The sequence below is a fragment of the Flagellimonas cixiensis genome, assembly GCF_042134615.1.
Classification (GTDB): Bacteria; Bacteroidota; Bacteroidia; order Flavobacteriales; family Flavobacteriaceae; genus Flagellimonas; species Flagellimonas cixiensis.
The window spans coordinates 629,962-646,742 of sequence record NZ_CP169639.1 but is presented as its reverse complement, the minus strand read 5'-3'; the positions used below and the strand labels follow the sequence as shown (position 1 = coordinate 646,742).

Here is a 16,781-nt window from a genome sequence, read left to right as displayed (position 1 = left end):
ATTGATCAAGGATTGGTTAATCAAAATAGCCCTCGAATTTAATTGTTTTTAATACTTCATCATTAAATTCAAAAATGAACAATGAAGTTTGTTCAAGATTGCCAAGTTGAACTATATCAGAATTTATTCCAACATTTAGACTCTTTCCAAGAGTGGTTTTTGTGATTCCAACTTTGATAGAATCTCCAAGGGATATTTCTGAATTCTTGATAACTCCACCAATGATATGTTCCCAGTTGGATGCTTTGTAAAATTCCAATTCAGTTTTATCATATGTATAAGTTTTAATAGTGTCAATCACATTTTCATCATGATGATTCTGATAGGGATTAAGTTTTAAACTAAATTTTTTATTAGTTAGAGCTAACTCTTCTAATTCTGCTTCAAAGGCATAAGCCAAACTATCATTTTGAATAAATTGTTCATTCTTTAACTTGTTGAGCGATTCAGATTCTTTCTGTGTATCAATTTTTGATATTTTATGTTGTTTTTCATGGTTAGTTGATACTGATTGTTTACATGAAATATTTAATGTAACAATTGCTATTATAATAGATAATTGTTTTTTCATAAGTAGTCAGATTATTTATAAAGTTGTAAAATACATAGCTTCAAATCAAATCAGGAATAAATTCGATGATATGTTCCCCTACTTAATAAACTTGTATTACGATAAAGCCGCCAATTCTTACAATCCAGAATCAGCGCTATTAGATTTCTATTTTATAGAACTCAATACCGTACTTTCGGAATGCTTCAAAAGGTAAGCAGCCAAAATCCCATCGGTTTCAATGGTGTTTTTTTGGGGTGTGATAAAAGCCTCCAAGTCTTCCAAAGTTGAAATATCTACATCTTGATCAATAAAACCATAGCCTTTGTACCTGCCATCGGCAATTAAGACAACGGCACTTTCCGTCGAATCCCTGCCTTTTTCTTTGATCACTTTCACATCCGAAGCCAATAGTTTCATATGTTCAACAGCTTGGTGAACCTTTTCGTTGTAATCGTCTACCGATTCCTCGCCCCGACAAATGCCCTCACAAGTGGTGATGGAATGGTGCGAGCAAGGAGCGTTCGTCTGCTGTAAATGACAATATTTGGGGCAGAGGGAAAACTGCTTGCACAGTTCTTCCAAATAGGCCCTGCAATCGGTTTGGTTGTAAAATATTTTTAGTGGCCTGGGTATACCTTTAAGGGTATTGAATGCTAAATGTAGAATTCCGTTTCTATCCTCATATGCAAAAATGGCATATTGGCGAACAGTTCGTTTTTGAGCTCGATTGTAGGGTGGAAACAGACGTTTGATTTCTGCTGATTCAATGAGTAGAGCCACTAATTCACTTCCTGAAAGCTTAAAATCGATATGCGTTGTTTCGGAGCACATTTGGATTTCCTTTTTACTCTTGTCATAAAAATGACCCAACACCCTTTTTTTTAGGTTAATGGCTTTACCTACATAAATAATCTCCCCTTTTTGATTTTTGAAATAATAAATACCAGGTTTAGGTGGTATGGCATCAAAAACCGATTTGGGCAGGTGAGGTGGAAGGGTGGCTTCTTGACTTCGGGCATTCAAGAATTTTTTGAAAACGGTGTCAGCATCTGGCGCGCTCAATAACTTTTCAAAAAGAAGTACGGTTGCATGGGCATCGCCACGGGCACGGTGACGATCTTGCAAAGGAATGTCCACGGCCGAACACAATTTTCCCAAACTGTAAGATCGCAAGCCCGGAATTAAGGTTCTGGACAACCGAACGGTACATAATTTTTTTCGAGTAAAGTCAACACCGATTTGGCGGAACTCCTCTTTGATTACCCCGTAGTCGAAATTGACCGAGTGTGCCACAAATATGCAATTCTCGGTAAGCTCTAAAATGGTTTTGGAAATTTCGTGAAAAGTAGGTGCGTTTTGCACCATTTGGTCGTCAATACCCGTTAAGCCGGTAATAAAATATGGGATGGGCGCCAAGGGATTCACCAAACTGGTGAATTCATCCACAATGGAATTGCCATCATACTTAAAAATGGAAATCTCGGTAATCTTGTTGCCCTTGATTCCGTTCCCCGTGGTTTCTATGTCGATAATGGTGTACAACCCCAGCTGTAATTTTGTTTGAAATTATAGATTAACCATACAGCCTCCAAATTAAGCCGCTTTTGTTGGTTAATTTAAAGTGGGGTTGGTAAGGTTTAAATTAGATCTTAAAACTGAAACCGTCTTCTTCAACTTTCTTTTCGTATTTCTCCTTGTCGAAAATATATAGGTAGGCTCCTTTTCTGGAAACCGACATGTCCTTTTCATCAAGTTTTACCAAAATGTCCAAGGAATTTATCTTGTTGATGAAGTTTCTCTTGTCCAGCTTTTTATCCAAAATGGATTCATACAGGTTTTGTAATTGACGCATGGTAAATTTCTCCGGCAACAATTCAAACCCAATAGGTTTGGTCAAGGCGCGCCTTCTTAGTCGGGCTTTTGCCTTGTGCACCATTTCATTGTGGTCAAATATTAAATGGGGAGCTTCCTTAACATCGAACCATTTTGCATCGTCAATTTGGATGCCATCAAAGCGGTGACTGTCCACATCAATAAGTGCATAATAGGCCACCGAAATGGTTCGTTGTCCCGGGTCACGGTCAATTTTACTATACGTGTGCAGTTGTTCTAAATAAACATCGTTTAGGCCAGTAAGGGTTTCCAATACCCTATCAGCAGCTTGATCTAAGTCTTCGTTTTTTTTGAGAAATCCCCCAATAAGTGACCATTTACCTTTTTCAGGTTCAAAATTCCTTTTGATCAACAATATTTTCAGTCGCTCTTTTTCAAAGCCAAAAATAATACAGTCTACCGCCAGTAAAACCTGGTCTTCCTTTTGGTAATAATTGAGTTGCATGCCCAAGTTTTCTTTAACCTCTAATTCTTCAACTGCTTTCATAAAAGATAAAAGTCCTAAATCTAAAATATTTAAACAAATATCTTAAGGATAAAGTTTAAATAAGATCATAAGTGTTAAAATTACATTATTTTAACGGATTGTTTGCATTTCTAATTTTTCTTTCCGTATTTTGAATGTGTAAAATGCACACTTAATAAGTGAACTAAACAACATGCTTACAAACAAACAACTATTGAATAATAGGTTGGATCTTTCAAGTAAACCTCTGCTCCATCCCATATTCTTCCTCTCTTTGGGTTTGCAGGAGCAAGTACAAGATTTAGCTGTATCCGATGTTGTCATACCTGCATCATTTACAGGAATCAAGAATAACATTAAGGGTGCCTCAAACGCCGATTTTAATGGTGGCCATGCGCTTAAAGCTTTTCAAGAGGTTGATTCTAATTATTCATTTATAGGGTTTACATTACAAGAAATTATTTATAGGTCCAGTTCCGCAATCGGAAGTGGATAAGGATCCTGGTGCGAATCAGTTCCAGGATGGAAATGCAGAAGATAACTCATGTGGGTTAGTTTAGTTAATTAAGAGTTCCGCGCCATTCCACGGCGCGGAACATTTATCGGCCCATATGAAGATGTTTTTGATGAGATAGATTTTTTAAAAATATAATGTTCAAAATTTGATTGAAATAATTGAAAACTATGAAACAAATTAAAACAACACTAATTGCTGGGTTACTTTTAGTCTTTCCAATGCTTGTGGGAGCACAAACCTTGGTCAATATTTCACAGCCGGAAGATGAGGTAATCATCAGTAAACATATTTATGGTCATTTTTCTGAACATTTAGGGAGGTGTATTTACGACGGGCTTTATGTAGGACAGGAAAGTGAAATTCCTAACCATGATGGAGTGCGTTCCGATATTATAGATGCGCTAATTGACCTTAAAATCCCAAACCTTCGCTGGCCAGGGGGTTGTTTTGCAGATACGTATCACTGGAAAGATGGGGTTGGACCAAGAGAAGACAGACCGACCATGGTGAACCGCTGGTGGGGAGGAGTAACTGAAGACAATAGCTTTGGAACCCACGATTTTTTAAACCTTTGTGAAACTTTGGGTGCAGAGCCCTATTTGGCCGCAAATGTTGGTAGTAGTACCGTAAAGGAATTCACCGAGTACGTGGAATATGTGTTGCACAATGGAGGAAGCCCAATGGCCGAGTGGCGTAAAGAGAATGGTCGCGAAAAACCCTGGGATGTAAAATATTGGGGTGTTGGAAACGAAATGTGGGGTTGCGGAGGAAACATGACTGCAGAACATTACGCCAATATATACCGTCAGTATGCTACATTCATGACTGATTGGACCAATAGTGATGGGCTTTTTAGAATTGCTTCTGGAGCTAATGTGGACGATTACCACTGGACAGAAGTGTTGATGCGGGATATACCAAAAGGATTGATTGAAGGGGTGGCTTTACATTCCTATTCTTTCGTTGAATGGAATGATAAAGGTTCATCTATCGATTATAGCGAAGAGCAATATTTCTCTACCATGAAAACCGCTTTAAAGATGGATACTTTGATTGTGAATCACACTGCCATCATGGATAAATATGATCCAGAGAATAAAATTGCTTTGGTCGTTGATGAATGGGGTGGATGGTATGAAGTGATGGAGGGTACCAACCCAGGGTTTTTGTATCAGCAAAATACCATGCGCGATGCAATGATTGCAGGTACTACTTTAAATATTTTCAATAATCATGCAGATCGCGTAAAAATGGCCAACTTGGCCCAGACCGTAAACGTGCTTCAGGCAGTGGTGTTGACAGAAGGCGAAAAAATGCTTTTGACTCCAACGTACCACGTTATGAAAATGTACAATGTGCATCAAGATGCCACCTTGTTGCCTGTATCTTTTGAAGGGCCAACCTATGAGTTTGAAAATGAAAGCTTACCCGCCATTTCGGCTTCAGCTTCAAAAAATAAGGAAGGGAACGTTCATGTGTCGTTGGTGAATATAGATGCGCATAAAAGTCATACCGTAAATCTTTCCTTAGATCAATTCGGGGCAAAAAAGTTAACAGGAACCATTCTGTCATCAAAAGATTTACAGGACCACAATACATTTGAGTCGCCAGAAACGATCCAACCGAAAGAACTAAAATCCATAAAGATTAAAAAAGGAGTGGCCGAAATTGAACTCCCGCCTTTTTCTGTTTTAGTGTTAAAAGCTGAATAGAAATATGGTGATCGCAGGGAGCTTATATATTAAAAACTTTAGAGCATTGCTTTTTGCAACAACTTTTGTTGTGCTATTGGTAATGCAAGGTTGTTCCAAAGACGACCCAGGTGCACCAGAACAGGAACCAGAAGTAATTGACCCTACTCCAACGCAACCCGAAGAGCAAGAAGGAACTTTTGACGGCCCAACATATGCCGATGATTACACACCTTTGGCGGCGTGGTCCGATAGGGATTCGTGGAATTTGGCCAATGTACATGATCCTACCGTGGTAAAACAAGGGGAATATTATTATATGTATCAAACCGATGCTTCTTACGGTAATGCGCATGAGGGACATGGGCACTTTCATGGAAGAAGGTCTAAGGATTTGGTCAATTGGGAATATTTGGGGGCCACCATGCAAAATATACCGGCGTGGGTTAAAGACTCCCTAAATACCAATAGGGTAAAAATGGGATTGCCTGAAATTTCCAATCCATCTTATGGCTTTTGGGCGCCCGGGGCGCGTAAGGTGGGCAATGTATACCGTATGTATTATAGCATTGTGGTGCATGATCTAATTGTAGGTAATGATAACTGTGCTTCATGGGGAGAACGTGCTTATATCGGTTTAATGGAATCTACAGATTTAGCCTCAAATTCTTGGGAGGATAAAGGTATGGTGGTCACTACAATTCCAGATGGAATGGAAGATTATTTTAGAGACGATTGCGGAGATTGGAGTTCGTATTATAAGTTCAATGCCATAGACCCAAGTTTTATTGAAACCCCTGAAGGAGAACATTGGTTGATCTATGGATCCTGGATGACAGGAATTGCGGCTGTTCAATTGGATCCTGCGACGGGAAAACCTTATCAATTGGAAACCGAACAAGATTATGGAATTCGTATAGCAGGACGGGGTTTGCTTACGGTGAATCGCTGGCAAGGATTGGAAGGAGCCGAAATTATTTACAACGAAGATACGGGGTACTATTACCTCTTTTTGGCATATGATGAGCTTTCCAAGGCATATAACACTAGAGTGGCTCGTTCTACTTCCATTTTAGGTCCATACTTTGGGATAGATGGTGCCAATGTTTCTAATGGCGCCGAATGCTGGCCCATGCTAACACATCCTTATGCATTTAATAATCATACAGGGTGGGTAGGCTTTGCCCATTGCGCTATTTTTAAGGATGATCTAACGGGAAAATGGTATTATGCATCTCAGGCAAGATTACCAGAAGGTGTGCCGGGAATCAATGTATCAAACGCAGTGATGATGGGTCATGTTCGTGAATTGGAATGGACCTCCGATGGTTGGCCCGTTGTGGCACCTGAAAGATATGCTGGAGTACCAGAAACAGAAATAACCGAGGCTGACATTGTAGGTTCTTGGCAGCAGATTACCATGGAATACCAATATCAAGTTCAACAAACCGCACAAAACATTACATTTAATGCTGATGGTACTTTAGGAGGTGCGTTGAGCGGCTCGTGGTCTTTGGATAGCGCTTCCAAAACAATAATTGTGAATGGTATTGAATGCAAATTGATGGACGCATGGGATTGGGAAGCATCAACTAGAAAAGTTACCTTGACCTATTCCGGTTTAACCGACTCGGGAAGACCCGTTTGGGCCAAAAAGAACTAAAAGAATGAAAAGAAACGCTTTAATCGTACTGGGAATTTTGCTTTTTTCTTGCAAGCAAGAAAAGGAAACAACCCTGCATGTTGAAGAAGGGCAAGCACTGACTGCAACAAAGGAATTGTCTATCAATAATCCCATCATCAAAGATGTTTTTACAGCGGATCCCGCCGCCATTGTCCACAACGATACTGTTTATCTCTATGCTGGTCATGATGAAGCGCCTAACGATTTCAACTTTTACAGAATGAATGAATGGTTGGTTTTTTCATCCACAAATATGGTGGATTGGACATCGCATCCTGTACCCTTAAAAGTATCCGATTTTGAATGGGCCAAAGCCGATGCTTGGGCTGCTCAGGTTATCGAAAGAAACGGAAAATTTTACTGGTACGTGACCGTAGAGCATGGTACAGTGCCTGGAAAATCTATTGGCGTAGCGGTGGCAGATAGTCCAACTGGACCCTTTAAAGATGCTTTGGGAAAAGCATTGATCACTAACGACATGACCAAGGCAACTGATATTTCTTGGGACGATATTGATCCGTCAGTCATTATTGATGATGATGGACAGGCCTACCTTTTTTGGGGAAACACGGTGTGCTATTATGCAAAGCTTAAAGAAAATATGGTGGAATTGGACGGTGAGATCAAAACCATCGACTTGCCCAATTTTACCGAAGCACCTTGGATACATAAAAAAGGAGATTGGTATTACTTGTCATATGCCTATCTGTTTCCAGAAAAAACAGCCTATGCTATGAGCAAGTCCATAGAAGGACCGTGGGAATACAAAGGAATTTTAAACGAATTGGCGGGTAATACCAACACCAACCATCAAGCTATAATAGAATACAAAGGACAAGATTACTTTATATACCATACTGGGGGGATCCAACCCAATGGTGGAAGTTTTAGAAGGTCGGTATGTATCGACCGATTACATTACAATGAGGACGGAACATTACAACGTGTGATTATGACCTCAGAGGGTATTCAAAAATAAAAACAATGGGAAAGAGTTCAAGTTTATTGGTTTTAATGGCTCTATTGGTGTCTTTTGGTTCTTGCGCCCAAAAAAGACCTATAACCCATGACCCCGTAGTAGCGAAACAAGGAGATACTTATTATTTATTCTGTACAGGACCGGGCATCACCAGTTTTATATCTAAAGATCTTAAAAATTGGACACAGCAAGATCCTGTTTTTGCGGAAAGTCCAGATTGGGCCACTGAAGTTGCTCCTGGATTCAATGGGCACATATGGGCTCCGGATATTTCGTTCCATAATGGGACCTATTTTTTGTACTATTCCATTTCCGCTTTTGGAAAAAACACATCGGCCATTGGATTGGTTACCAATCAAACCTTAAACCCAGATGATGACAATTACAAATGGGAAGACCAAGGCATCGTTATCCAATCTGTACCCAACCGGGATTTGTGGAATGCCATAGACCCCAATTTAATTTTTGATGAAGAAGGAACCCCTTGGATGTCGTTTGGTTCATTTTGGGGTGGTCTTAAAATGGTAAAAATGAATCCAAACCTAAAAGAGGTGGCGGAGCCTGAAGAATGGCATACCATAGCTAGACGAGATAGAGATGTAGGTTTGTCCGATGATAACCCCGGAAATGCCGCATTGGAAGGCCCTTTTATATTTAAAAAAGGGGAATATTATTATCAGTTTTTGTCTTGGGATTTTTGCTGTAGAGGTGAAGAAAGCACTTATAAATTAATGGTGGGACGTTCAAAATCTGTCACTGGACCATATTTTGATAAGGAAGGAATACGACTTGATGAAGGAGGAGGTTCAATGGTGATTGAAGGCAATAAAAATTGGTATGGCGTTGGCCACAATAGTGTGTTCACTTTTGATGGGAAAGACTACAATTTTATGCACGGCTATGATGCCAGTGATGATGGCCTGCCTAAACTCATTGTAAAAGAAGTTAGCTGGGAAGACGGTTGGCCGGTCGTAGAACCTATGAAATGATATAAAGTTTGATGAAAGCTTCCAAAATAACATATTCGATAATCCTGGCCTTGATTTTCATGGTGACACAACTGTCTGCGCAGGAAAGGTATGTTTTGGATATTGATACCGAGGTTGTTTATCAAACCATGGATAATTTTGGCGCAGCAGCTTGTTGGTTTGGTGAAGGAGTAGGAAAATATTGGCCCACAGAAAAGAAAGAAGAAATAGCCAAGTTATTATTCAGCAAGGAAAAAGATGCCTCTGGGGACCCAGAAGGAATTGGTTTGTCGGCTTGGCGCTTTAACCTTGGAGCGGGTACCCATGAGCAAGGGGAAGAAAGTGGCATCAGTGATTTTAGAAAGCGAGTAGAATCTTTTCAAAATCCGAACGGAAGTTACGATTGGACCAAACAGGAAGGGTACCTCTGGCTGACCAAAAAAGCAAAGGAATATGGGGTGGAAAAACTCATCGCATTTTCCAATTCACCGCCTGTGCAATTCACCAAGAACGGCTATGGTTTCAAAACCGAAAAAGACTATCAAACCAATTTAAAGGAAGATAAATTTGATGATTTTGTAGATTTTTTGTCGAGTGTCATCAAGCATTTTCAAGAGGAAGGTTTAGTTTTCGATTACATCAGCCCTGTAAACGAACCGCAATGGGATTGGTTTGGCGAAGTGGGTAAAGCAAAGCAAGAGGGCTCTCCTTGGAGCAACCAAGATATTGCAAAATTGATCCGATTGTTGGATAGCTCACTTACCCATAAAAACCTGGATACCGAAATTTTAGTGTCAGAATCAGCTATGCTGACATTTCTGTATGAAGGAAATACAACATCGAGAAAACAGGCAGAAGCTTTGTTTTCTCCCGATAGCCCTAACTATGTTGGGGATTTGGAGCATGTAAAACCCTTGATAGCAGGTCACAGTTATTTTACCGATACGCCTGACACTTCATTCATCAACATCCGACAGAATGTGAAGAAGGAGATAGCAAAGTTTAACATCGATTTTTGGCAATCGGAGTATTCCATGTTGGCCGATGGTTTTAGAGAGGGTAAAGAAGGTAAAATAAGTGCTATGGATTGCGCTCTTTTTCTATCCAAGGTCATTCATTTTGATTTGACGGAGGCAAATGCAAGTGCCTGGCAATTTTGGAATTCTTTGGAGCCTGGCAGTCCAGATTTCGATACTAGATATTATTTCATCGCATTGGAACCCAACGAGGAACATACGAATGGGAAGTTTTATCCTGCCAAAACCCTCTGGGCCATGGGGCATTACAGCTATTTCATTAAACCGGGGATGCAAAGGATTCAGCTAAATACAGGCCTGACCCCTGTCGAATCCGCCCAAAAATTGATGGCTTCAGCGTTTAAAAATCCAAAAAACGATGAATTGGTGCTGGTTTTGGTCAATTATGGCGAGGAAGAATTGGAACTGGATTTCAATGGGGAACAAATCGCCAATTACAATACTTACGAGCACTATCAAACCACCGAGGACGAAGAAATAAACTTGAAAAAGGTATTTGATGGCAGTATTCCAAAACAATTAAAGTTGCTCAATAAATCAATATCCACCTTGGTGTTGCATAAAAAAAGTTAAATCAGTTTGAAAAAAATATATAAATCGAATAAAGTGAGTTCATTAAAATACATTCTGTTTTTTATCTCTCTTGGATTGTTCTTTAGTTGTAAGAATGAAACCAAGCCTGAGGTAGCAGTGAATGAAGAACCTAAATCGGGTTATAAATTAGAACCAGTAGACATTCAAAATGTAAAAGTAACCGATGAATTTTGGTTGCCAATCATTAAAAGAGTTCAAGAAAAAACTATCGAATATGCCATTGCCAAATGTGAGGAAGAAGGTAGGTTGGATAATTTTTTAATTGCTGGTGGACAACTGGATGGAGAAGTGAAAGGCGCTATGCCTTTTGATGATACAGATGTGTATAAAATCATTGAAGGAGCCTCTAACTCCTTGATCAGTGCACCTAACCCTGAATTAGAAAAGTTGGTCGATTCTTTGGTGTCCATCATCAAGGTAGGGCAAGAAGAAGATGGTTATTTGACCACTTGGAGAACTATTAACCCAGCCAAACCCCCTGCTCCATGGGTTGAAGTAAAAGAACCTGTAAGATGGGACGGTCTGTTTATGAGTCATGAGCTGTACAATGCAGGTCACTTGTACGAGGCAGCTGCAGTGCATTATAAAGCCACAGGTAAAAGAAATTTTCTTGATATCGCCATTAAAAATGCAGATTTAATGGTAAAAACCTTTGGAGATGGTGAGGGTAGAATCGATGCCGTTCCTGGGCACCAGATTATAGAAACAGGATTAATCAAGTTATATCAAATAACAGACAAGGAAGATTACATCAAATTGGCGAAATATTTCTTGGACAATCGTGGAAATCCAGATAACCATGAATTGTTTGGTCCTTATTCACAAGATCATATTCCCGTTGTGGAACAAAAAGAGGTGGTAGGTCACTCGGTTAGGGCCGTGTACATGTATGCTGCCATGACGGACATTGCTGCAATGCAAAAGGATACAGCCTACTTAAAGGCTGTGAATGCACTTTGGGACAATATGGTGAACAAAAAAATGTACATAACAGGAGGAATCGGTGCCAAACATGATGGAGAGCAGTTTGGAGACAACTACGAACTCCCAAACCTTACGGCTTATAACGAAACATGTGCCTCAATTGGAGATGTGTATTGGAACCATAGATTACACAATCTAACTGGAGACGTAAAATATTTTGATGTCATTGAAAGAACCCTATATAATGGATTGATTTCAGGCCTGTCCTTGAGTGGCCAAGAATTCTTTTATCCGAATGCATTGGAATCTGACGGAGTGTACAAATTTAATAGGGGCGAATGTACCCGTCAATCATGGTTCGATTGCTCATGCTGTCCAACCAACGTAATTCGATTTATTCCAGCTATGCCAGGCTTAATCTATTCCAAAGCAGGGAATGACTTGTATGTGAATCTCTATGCTTCCAATGAAGCAAGGGTGGAACTTAAAGATCAAGATGTTTTGGTGTCACAAAGCACCTCATACCCATGGAATGGCAAAGTGAAGTTGGCGGTTAGTCCAGAAAAAGAGGGCGAATTTACCATCAAACTTAGAGCGCCAGGTTGGGCCAGAAATGAAGTATTGCCGGGAGACCTATATCACTACGCAACCCAATCAGAAGATCAAAATACAATTGTGGTCAACGGTGAAAAAATGGACATTAGGGCTGAAAATGGCTATTACACCATTACCAGAAATTGGAAAGAAGGGGATGAAATCGCGTTGGAATTCCCAATGTCTGTTAGAAAAGTGGTAGCAAATCCATTAGTGGAAGAAGATAAAGGAAAAATATCCTTGGAATATGGGCCGATTGTTTACGCCGTTGAGGAAATTGATAATAAAGGAAGCTTTGATGACATCCATGTTTCAACCAATGATGCCTTTAAGGTAGAAATGCAACCTGAATTATTAGGTGGTGTGAATACCATTTTCAACAAAAATTTAACCGCAATCCCATACTATGCATGGTCCAACCGAGGCGTTGGAAAAATGAAAGTGTGGTTGCCAACAGAAAATATAGACTAGACCTTTTTCTAGTAGAAATACATTGAATTGATTGAATGAAAACTGAAAACCAAAAATTAAGCATACTTGAAAAAGTAGGATATGGATCCGGAGATGCTGCGGTAAACGTAGTGATCTCTTCCATGTTTTTGATCATTACTTTTTTCTATACCGATGTCTTTGGATTAAAACCAAAAGACATGGCCCTACTTTTCTTGTTGGTGCGGTTTATCGATGCGATTACCGACCCATTAATGGGTCTCATCACGGATAGGGTGAAAACAAGATGGGGTCGTTACCGTCCTTACTTTTTGTTTCTGTCCATTCCTTTTGGAATTTCCGTTTTCTTAACCTTTGTGACACCCGATTTTGATTATGCAGGAAAATTGGTCTATGCCTATATCACTTACATATTTGTGACCATTATGTTTACTTCGGTGACCATTCCGTACATTTCGTTGATAAGTGTGTTGACCAGTGACCCACAAGAACGATTGTCTGCCAATGGATACCGTTTGTTCTTTGCAAAAGTAGCCGCATTTTTGGTTTCTATTGTAGTGCCTATTTTAGCGGATCGATTAGGTGGAGATAACATTTCCAAAGGATATCAATTGGCGATGGGACTTATGGCATTATTGGGAACTGGATTATTGTTGTTCTCTTTTTTTACAACCAAAGAAAGGGTGGAACATGTTGTGGACGAAAAACCTTTGTTGAAACAATTTAAATTGTTACTTAAAAATGGTCAATGGACTCTTTTGGTGGGGGTTTGCTTCTTTGGAACCGTAGGATATGTAATCCGTAACTCTGTGGCCATTTTCTACGCAAAATATTTCTTGGGAGGAGATGCAGGCATGCAATCCACCTTTATGGCAACAGGGGTTGTGGCCGCCATTTTGGCCATGCCAGCTTCCACTTTAATCACAAAAAGATATTGCAAGGTCAAATTGTTCAAGTGGACCCAGTTAGCAGTGGGAGTCATCAGTTTGATCATGCTGTTGGTGGTAAATCCAGGCGATGTAATATTGGCCTATGTACTTTATTTCATTCTGTCTTTTGTGGTCGATTTACACGCGCCAATTTTCTGGTCTGCTATTGCAGAAGCAGTAGATTATGGTCATGCCGAAAGCGGACAACGCGTTTCAGGACTTTCATTTGGAGGAATTTCTTTGGCCCAAAAAATGGGAATGGGAATCGCTGGAGCAGCTGTCGGGTATATGCTCGATTATTTTGAATACGTGCCAAATGCCGTTGAGCAAAGCGAATTTGCCTTGTTTGGCATAGCATTGATGCTGACTGTAATTCCAGGGTTGTTCCATACCATTATGGGCAGTTTAATGTTCCGCTACAAGATTACAGACAAATATTACGAAACAATAAAAGTCAAATTAGGTATATAAACATGGGCGATACAAAATCATACGCACCAATAGTAGAGCAACGAGCAGACCCCTTTGTGTATAAACACACCGATGGGTACTATTACTTTACCGGGTCGGTTCCCTCTTATGACTCCATTGAATTACGAAGGGCAAAAACCATTGAAGGTTTGGCAGAGGCAGAAACGTTCAATGTTTGGTTCAAGCATGAGTCAGGACCAATGAGCCAACATATTTGGGCACCCGAAATTCATTATTTAGATGGTGAATGGTATGTTTATTTTGCTGCTAGTGAAGTAGACGATATCTGGAAATTGAGACCCTATGTGATTAAATGTACAGGACAAGATCCTTTGAACGATGAATGGATTGAATTGGGGCAAATGCAGGCCGCTGATGGAGACAATAAATCATTCATTGATTTTTCTTTGGATGGAACCGTGTTCGAGCACAATGGAAAGAGATATTTTTGCTGGGCAGAAAAAACAGGAGGACAATTCGCGGCCTCCAATCTGTATTTGGCGGAAATGGAATCGCCCATCAAACTAAAAACTACCCAGTTTATGCTAACCACACCTGATTACGATTGGGAACGGGTGGATTTTTGGGTGAACGAAGGCCCTGCAGTAATCAAAAATCAAGGAAAAATCTATATCACATTTTCAGCAAGTGCAACAGGAGCTTGTTATTGCATGGGGCTGATGGAAGCCGATGAAGATGCGGATTTACTGGATAGAAATTCTTGGAAAAAATCAAGAAATCCAGTGTTGGAAACTGATTATGAAAAGGGCATTTATGGACCTGGACACAACAGCTTTACCATTGCAGAAGACGGAGAGACTCGTTTGTGTATTTATCATGCACGGGATTATGAAAAAATAGAAGGAGACCCCTTGTACGACCCAAATCGTCATGCGAGAATGATGAAAGTGGAATTTGATCAGCAGGGAAGACCCGTATTCAAATTATAAATAGAGAAATAGAATAACATGAAAAATACGGTATTTACATTTTTGGTTCTAGCATTGTCGATTCTTGGTTGTAAAAATACAACACAAGAAACTGCTTCAGCGAAATCCGACGAATCTGTTTTTACTGTGACGGAAGTTGACAAGGGTTCTACCTCAAATTTAATGGTTGACCTTGCAGATACTGGAATAAAAATTCAGCCGACCATGTACGGTATTTTTTATGAGGACATCAATTTTGCGGCAGATGGAGGTTTGTATGCGGAGTTGATCAAAAACCGCTCTTTTGAATTTCCGCTACCAAAAATGGGATGGGAGCAACCTAACAGTGTTCGTTTTTCATTGAATGAAGAATCAGGTTTTGCTAAGATCACCAATTATGTACATCCACAAGGCGGGAATAGAAGGTACAGTCATACCGTTGTTCAAAACGATGAAAAATATGAGCTGTACAACAATGGCTTTCGAGGGATAGGAGTAAAGAAAGATGCCCAATACAATTTGTCTTTGATGTTAGCCAATCCCGTTGGTATAGAAAAAATGAATGTAGCCTTGGTGGATACCCTTGGAACAGTTTTGGCCTCAACAGAGATTATTCCAGAATCAAATGATTGGAAAACCTACGAAGCAGCTTTAATTGCGAACAAAACAGAAGATAAAGCCCGATTAAAGATTACTTTCGACGGAAATGGAACCATCGATATGGATATGATTTCCCTTTTCCCAAAGGATACTTGGAAAGGAAGAAAGAACGGTTTGCGAAAAGATTTGGTGGAGTTGTTAGATGGGTTGAATCCCGGATTCTTACGATTCCCTGGTGGTTGTATCGTGGAGGGACGAACATTGGCCCAACGTTACCAATGGCAAAACACGGTGGGTCCGGTAATCGAAAGGGAATTACTGATCAACCGTTGGAACGATGAATTTGCGCACAAACCCGCTCCGGATTATTTCCAAAGTTTTGGGCTTGGATTTTTTGAATACTTCTTACTGTCTGAAGATTTGGGAGCTGAGCCTGTGCCCATTTTAGGATGTGGTATGGCTTGTCAGTTCAATACAGGGGAGTTGGTTCCTTTGGAAAATTTGGACCCTTATGTGCAAGAAGCCTTGGATCTTATCGAATTTGCCAATGGGGATGTCAATACACCTTGGGGGAAAGTGAGACAGGATATGGGCCATCCCGAGCCTTTCAACCTAAAATATTTGGGAATAGGAAATGAGCAATGGGGTCCTGAGTATTTCGAACGCTATGAAATCTTCGCCGAGGTCATCACAGAAAAATATCCAGAAATTGTTTTGGTTTCAACACCGGGCCCGTTTCCTGATGGCGACATGTTCGAGTTTGGATGGGAGCAAATGAAAAAATTGGACGTGGCCTTGGCCGATGAACATTATTATCGTTCACCACAATGGTTTTTAGACAATGCCAATCGCTACGATACTTATGATCGCAATGGTCCCAAAGTGTTCGCTGGAGAATATGCAGCGCATCCTCGAGGTGTAGAAGATGGGCCATTAGAAAATAATTGGATGGCGGCACTTTCCGAAGCGGCATTTATGACCGGTTTGGAACGAAATGCAGATGTAGTTCACATGACTTCCTATGCACCACTAATGGCTCATGCCGAAGGTTGGCAATGGGCACCCGATTTAATTTGGTTTGATAACCTTCAGTCATACGGAACAGCAAATTATTATGTACAAAAATTGTTTTCCAACAATGCGGGTACAGATTTGTTGAGCATCACGGAAGATGGCAAACCGTTAATCGGAGAACAAGCTTTGTATGCTTCAGCAGTTAAGGATGCTGATTCAAACGAATTGATTTTGAAAGTGGTGAATACCTCAAAAGTTTCCAGAAAATTAAAAGTGAACATTAAAGGTGGAAGCATTCAAGCTGAGGGAACCGTAATAGGACTGGCAAAGGAAGACTTATATGCCATCAACTCATTCGAGGAGCCAGCAAAAGTGAGTCCAAAAGAAAGTAGAATCAACGTAAATGGGGAAATATTGGAAACAGAAATCCCTGCGCAATCGTTGACCATTATAAAAGTAGGAATAGCAAATTAAGAATAACAGAATAT

At 40.1% G+C, this 16,781-nt stretch carries 13 protein-coding genes; 10 read left to right on the top strand and 3 right to left on the bottom strand.

What is annotated here, in order from left to right:
* Nucleotides 1-16 precede the first annotated feature (16 nt).
* The 3 genes from ABT310_RS02825 to ABT310_RS02815 form a co-directional block, all read right to left on the bottom strand.
* Complete coding sequence (locus ABT310_RS02825; protein ID WP_375325254.1) at nucleotides 17-571, bottom strand: hypothetical protein; 555 nt, start codon at nucleotides 569-571, stop codon at nucleotides 17-19.
* 147 nt (nucleotides 572-718) lie between these two features.
* Nucleotides 719-2,095, bottom strand: a complete 1,377-nt coding sequence (locus ABT310_RS02820) for an exonuclease domain-containing protein (RefSeq protein ID WP_375325253.1) — start codon at nucleotides 2,093-2,095, stop codon at nucleotides 719-721.
* A 100-nt stretch (nucleotides 2,096-2,195) separates the two neighbouring features.
* Nucleotides 2,196-2,933 carry an NUDIX domain-containing protein gene (locus tag ABT310_RS02815; RefSeq protein ID WP_375325252.1) on the bottom strand — a complete coding sequence of 246 codons (738 nt, stop codon included), beginning with the start codon at nucleotides 2,931-2,933 and terminating at the stop codon, nucleotides 2,196-2,198.
* Between the two features lie 172 nt (nucleotides 2,934-3,105).
* Here ABT310_RS02815 and ABT310_RS02810 point away from each other — a divergent pair, with 172 nt between their 5' ends.
* The 10 genes from ABT310_RS02810 to ABT310_RS02765 all read left to right on the top strand — a co-directional run bounded on the left by ABT310_RS02810 (nucleotide 3,106) and on the right by ABT310_RS02765 (nucleotide 16,767).
* Complete coding sequence (locus tag ABT310_RS02810) at nucleotides 3,106-3,408, top strand: hypothetical protein (RefSeq protein WP_375325251.1); 303 nt, start codon at nucleotides 3,106-3,108, stop codon at nucleotides 3,406-3,408.
* 188 nt (nucleotides 3,409-3,596) lie between these two features.
* The gene (locus ABT310_RS02805; RefSeq protein ID WP_375325250.1) at nucleotides 3,597-5,141 is read left to right on the top strand and encodes an alpha-N-arabinofuranosidase; all 1,545 of its coding nucleotides are present in this window, start codon (nucleotides 3,597-3,599) and stop codon (nucleotides 5,139-5,141) included.
* Nucleotides 5,142-5,187: 46 nt separating this feature from the next.
* The gene (locus tag ABT310_RS02800; protein WP_375325249.1) at nucleotides 5,188-6,783 is read left to right on the top strand and encodes an arabinan endo-1,5-alpha-L-arabinosidase; all 1,596 of its coding nucleotides are present in this window, start codon (nucleotides 5,188-5,190) and stop codon (nucleotides 6,781-6,783) included.
* Nucleotides 6,784-6,787: 4 nt separating this feature from the next.
* Nucleotides 6,788-7,783, top strand: a complete 996-nt coding sequence (locus ABT310_RS02795; RefSeq protein ID WP_375325248.1) for a glycoside hydrolase family 43 protein — start codon at nucleotides 6,788-6,790, stop codon at nucleotides 7,781-7,783.
* Between the two features lie 5 nt (nucleotides 7,784-7,788).
* Entirely contained in the window at nucleotides 7,789-8,772 is a 984-nt protein-coding gene (locus ABT310_RS02790) for an arabinan endo-1,5-alpha-L-arabinosidase (protein WP_375325247.1), read from the top strand.
* Between the two features lie 59 nt (nucleotides 8,773-8,831).
* The gene (locus ABT310_RS02785; protein WP_375325246.1) at nucleotides 8,832-10,361 is read left to right on the top strand and encodes a glycoside hydrolase; all 1,530 of its coding nucleotides are present in this window, start codon (nucleotides 8,832-8,834) and stop codon (nucleotides 10,359-10,361) included.
* A 33-nt stretch (nucleotides 10,362-10,394) separates the two neighbouring features.
* Nucleotides 10,395-12,371 carry a glycoside hydrolase family 127 protein gene (locus ABT310_RS02780; RefSeq protein ID WP_375325245.1) on the top strand — a complete coding sequence of 659 codons (1,977 nt, stop codon included), beginning with the start codon at nucleotides 10,395-10,397 and terminating at the stop codon, nucleotides 12,369-12,371.
* A 35-nt stretch (nucleotides 12,372-12,406) separates the two neighbouring features.
* On the top strand, nucleotides 12,407-13,750 hold the full coding sequence (locus ABT310_RS02775; protein WP_375325244.1) for an MFS transporter: 1,344 nt from the start codon (nucleotides 12,407-12,409) through the stop codon (nucleotides 13,748-13,750).
* Between the two features lie 2 nt (nucleotides 13,751-13,752).
* On the top strand, nucleotides 13,753-14,700 hold the full coding sequence (locus ABT310_RS02770) for a family 43 glycosylhydrolase (RefSeq protein ID WP_375325243.1): 948 nt from the start codon (nucleotides 13,753-13,755) through the stop codon (nucleotides 14,698-14,700).
* Between the two features lie 18 nt (nucleotides 14,701-14,718).
* The gene (locus ABT310_RS02765) at nucleotides 14,719-16,767 is read left to right on the top strand and encodes an alpha-L-arabinofuranosidase C-terminal domain-containing protein (RefSeq protein WP_375325242.1); all 2,049 of its coding nucleotides are present in this window, start codon (nucleotides 14,719-14,721) and stop codon (nucleotides 16,765-16,767) included.
* The last annotated feature ends 14 nt before the right edge of the window (nucleotides 16,768-16,781 follow it).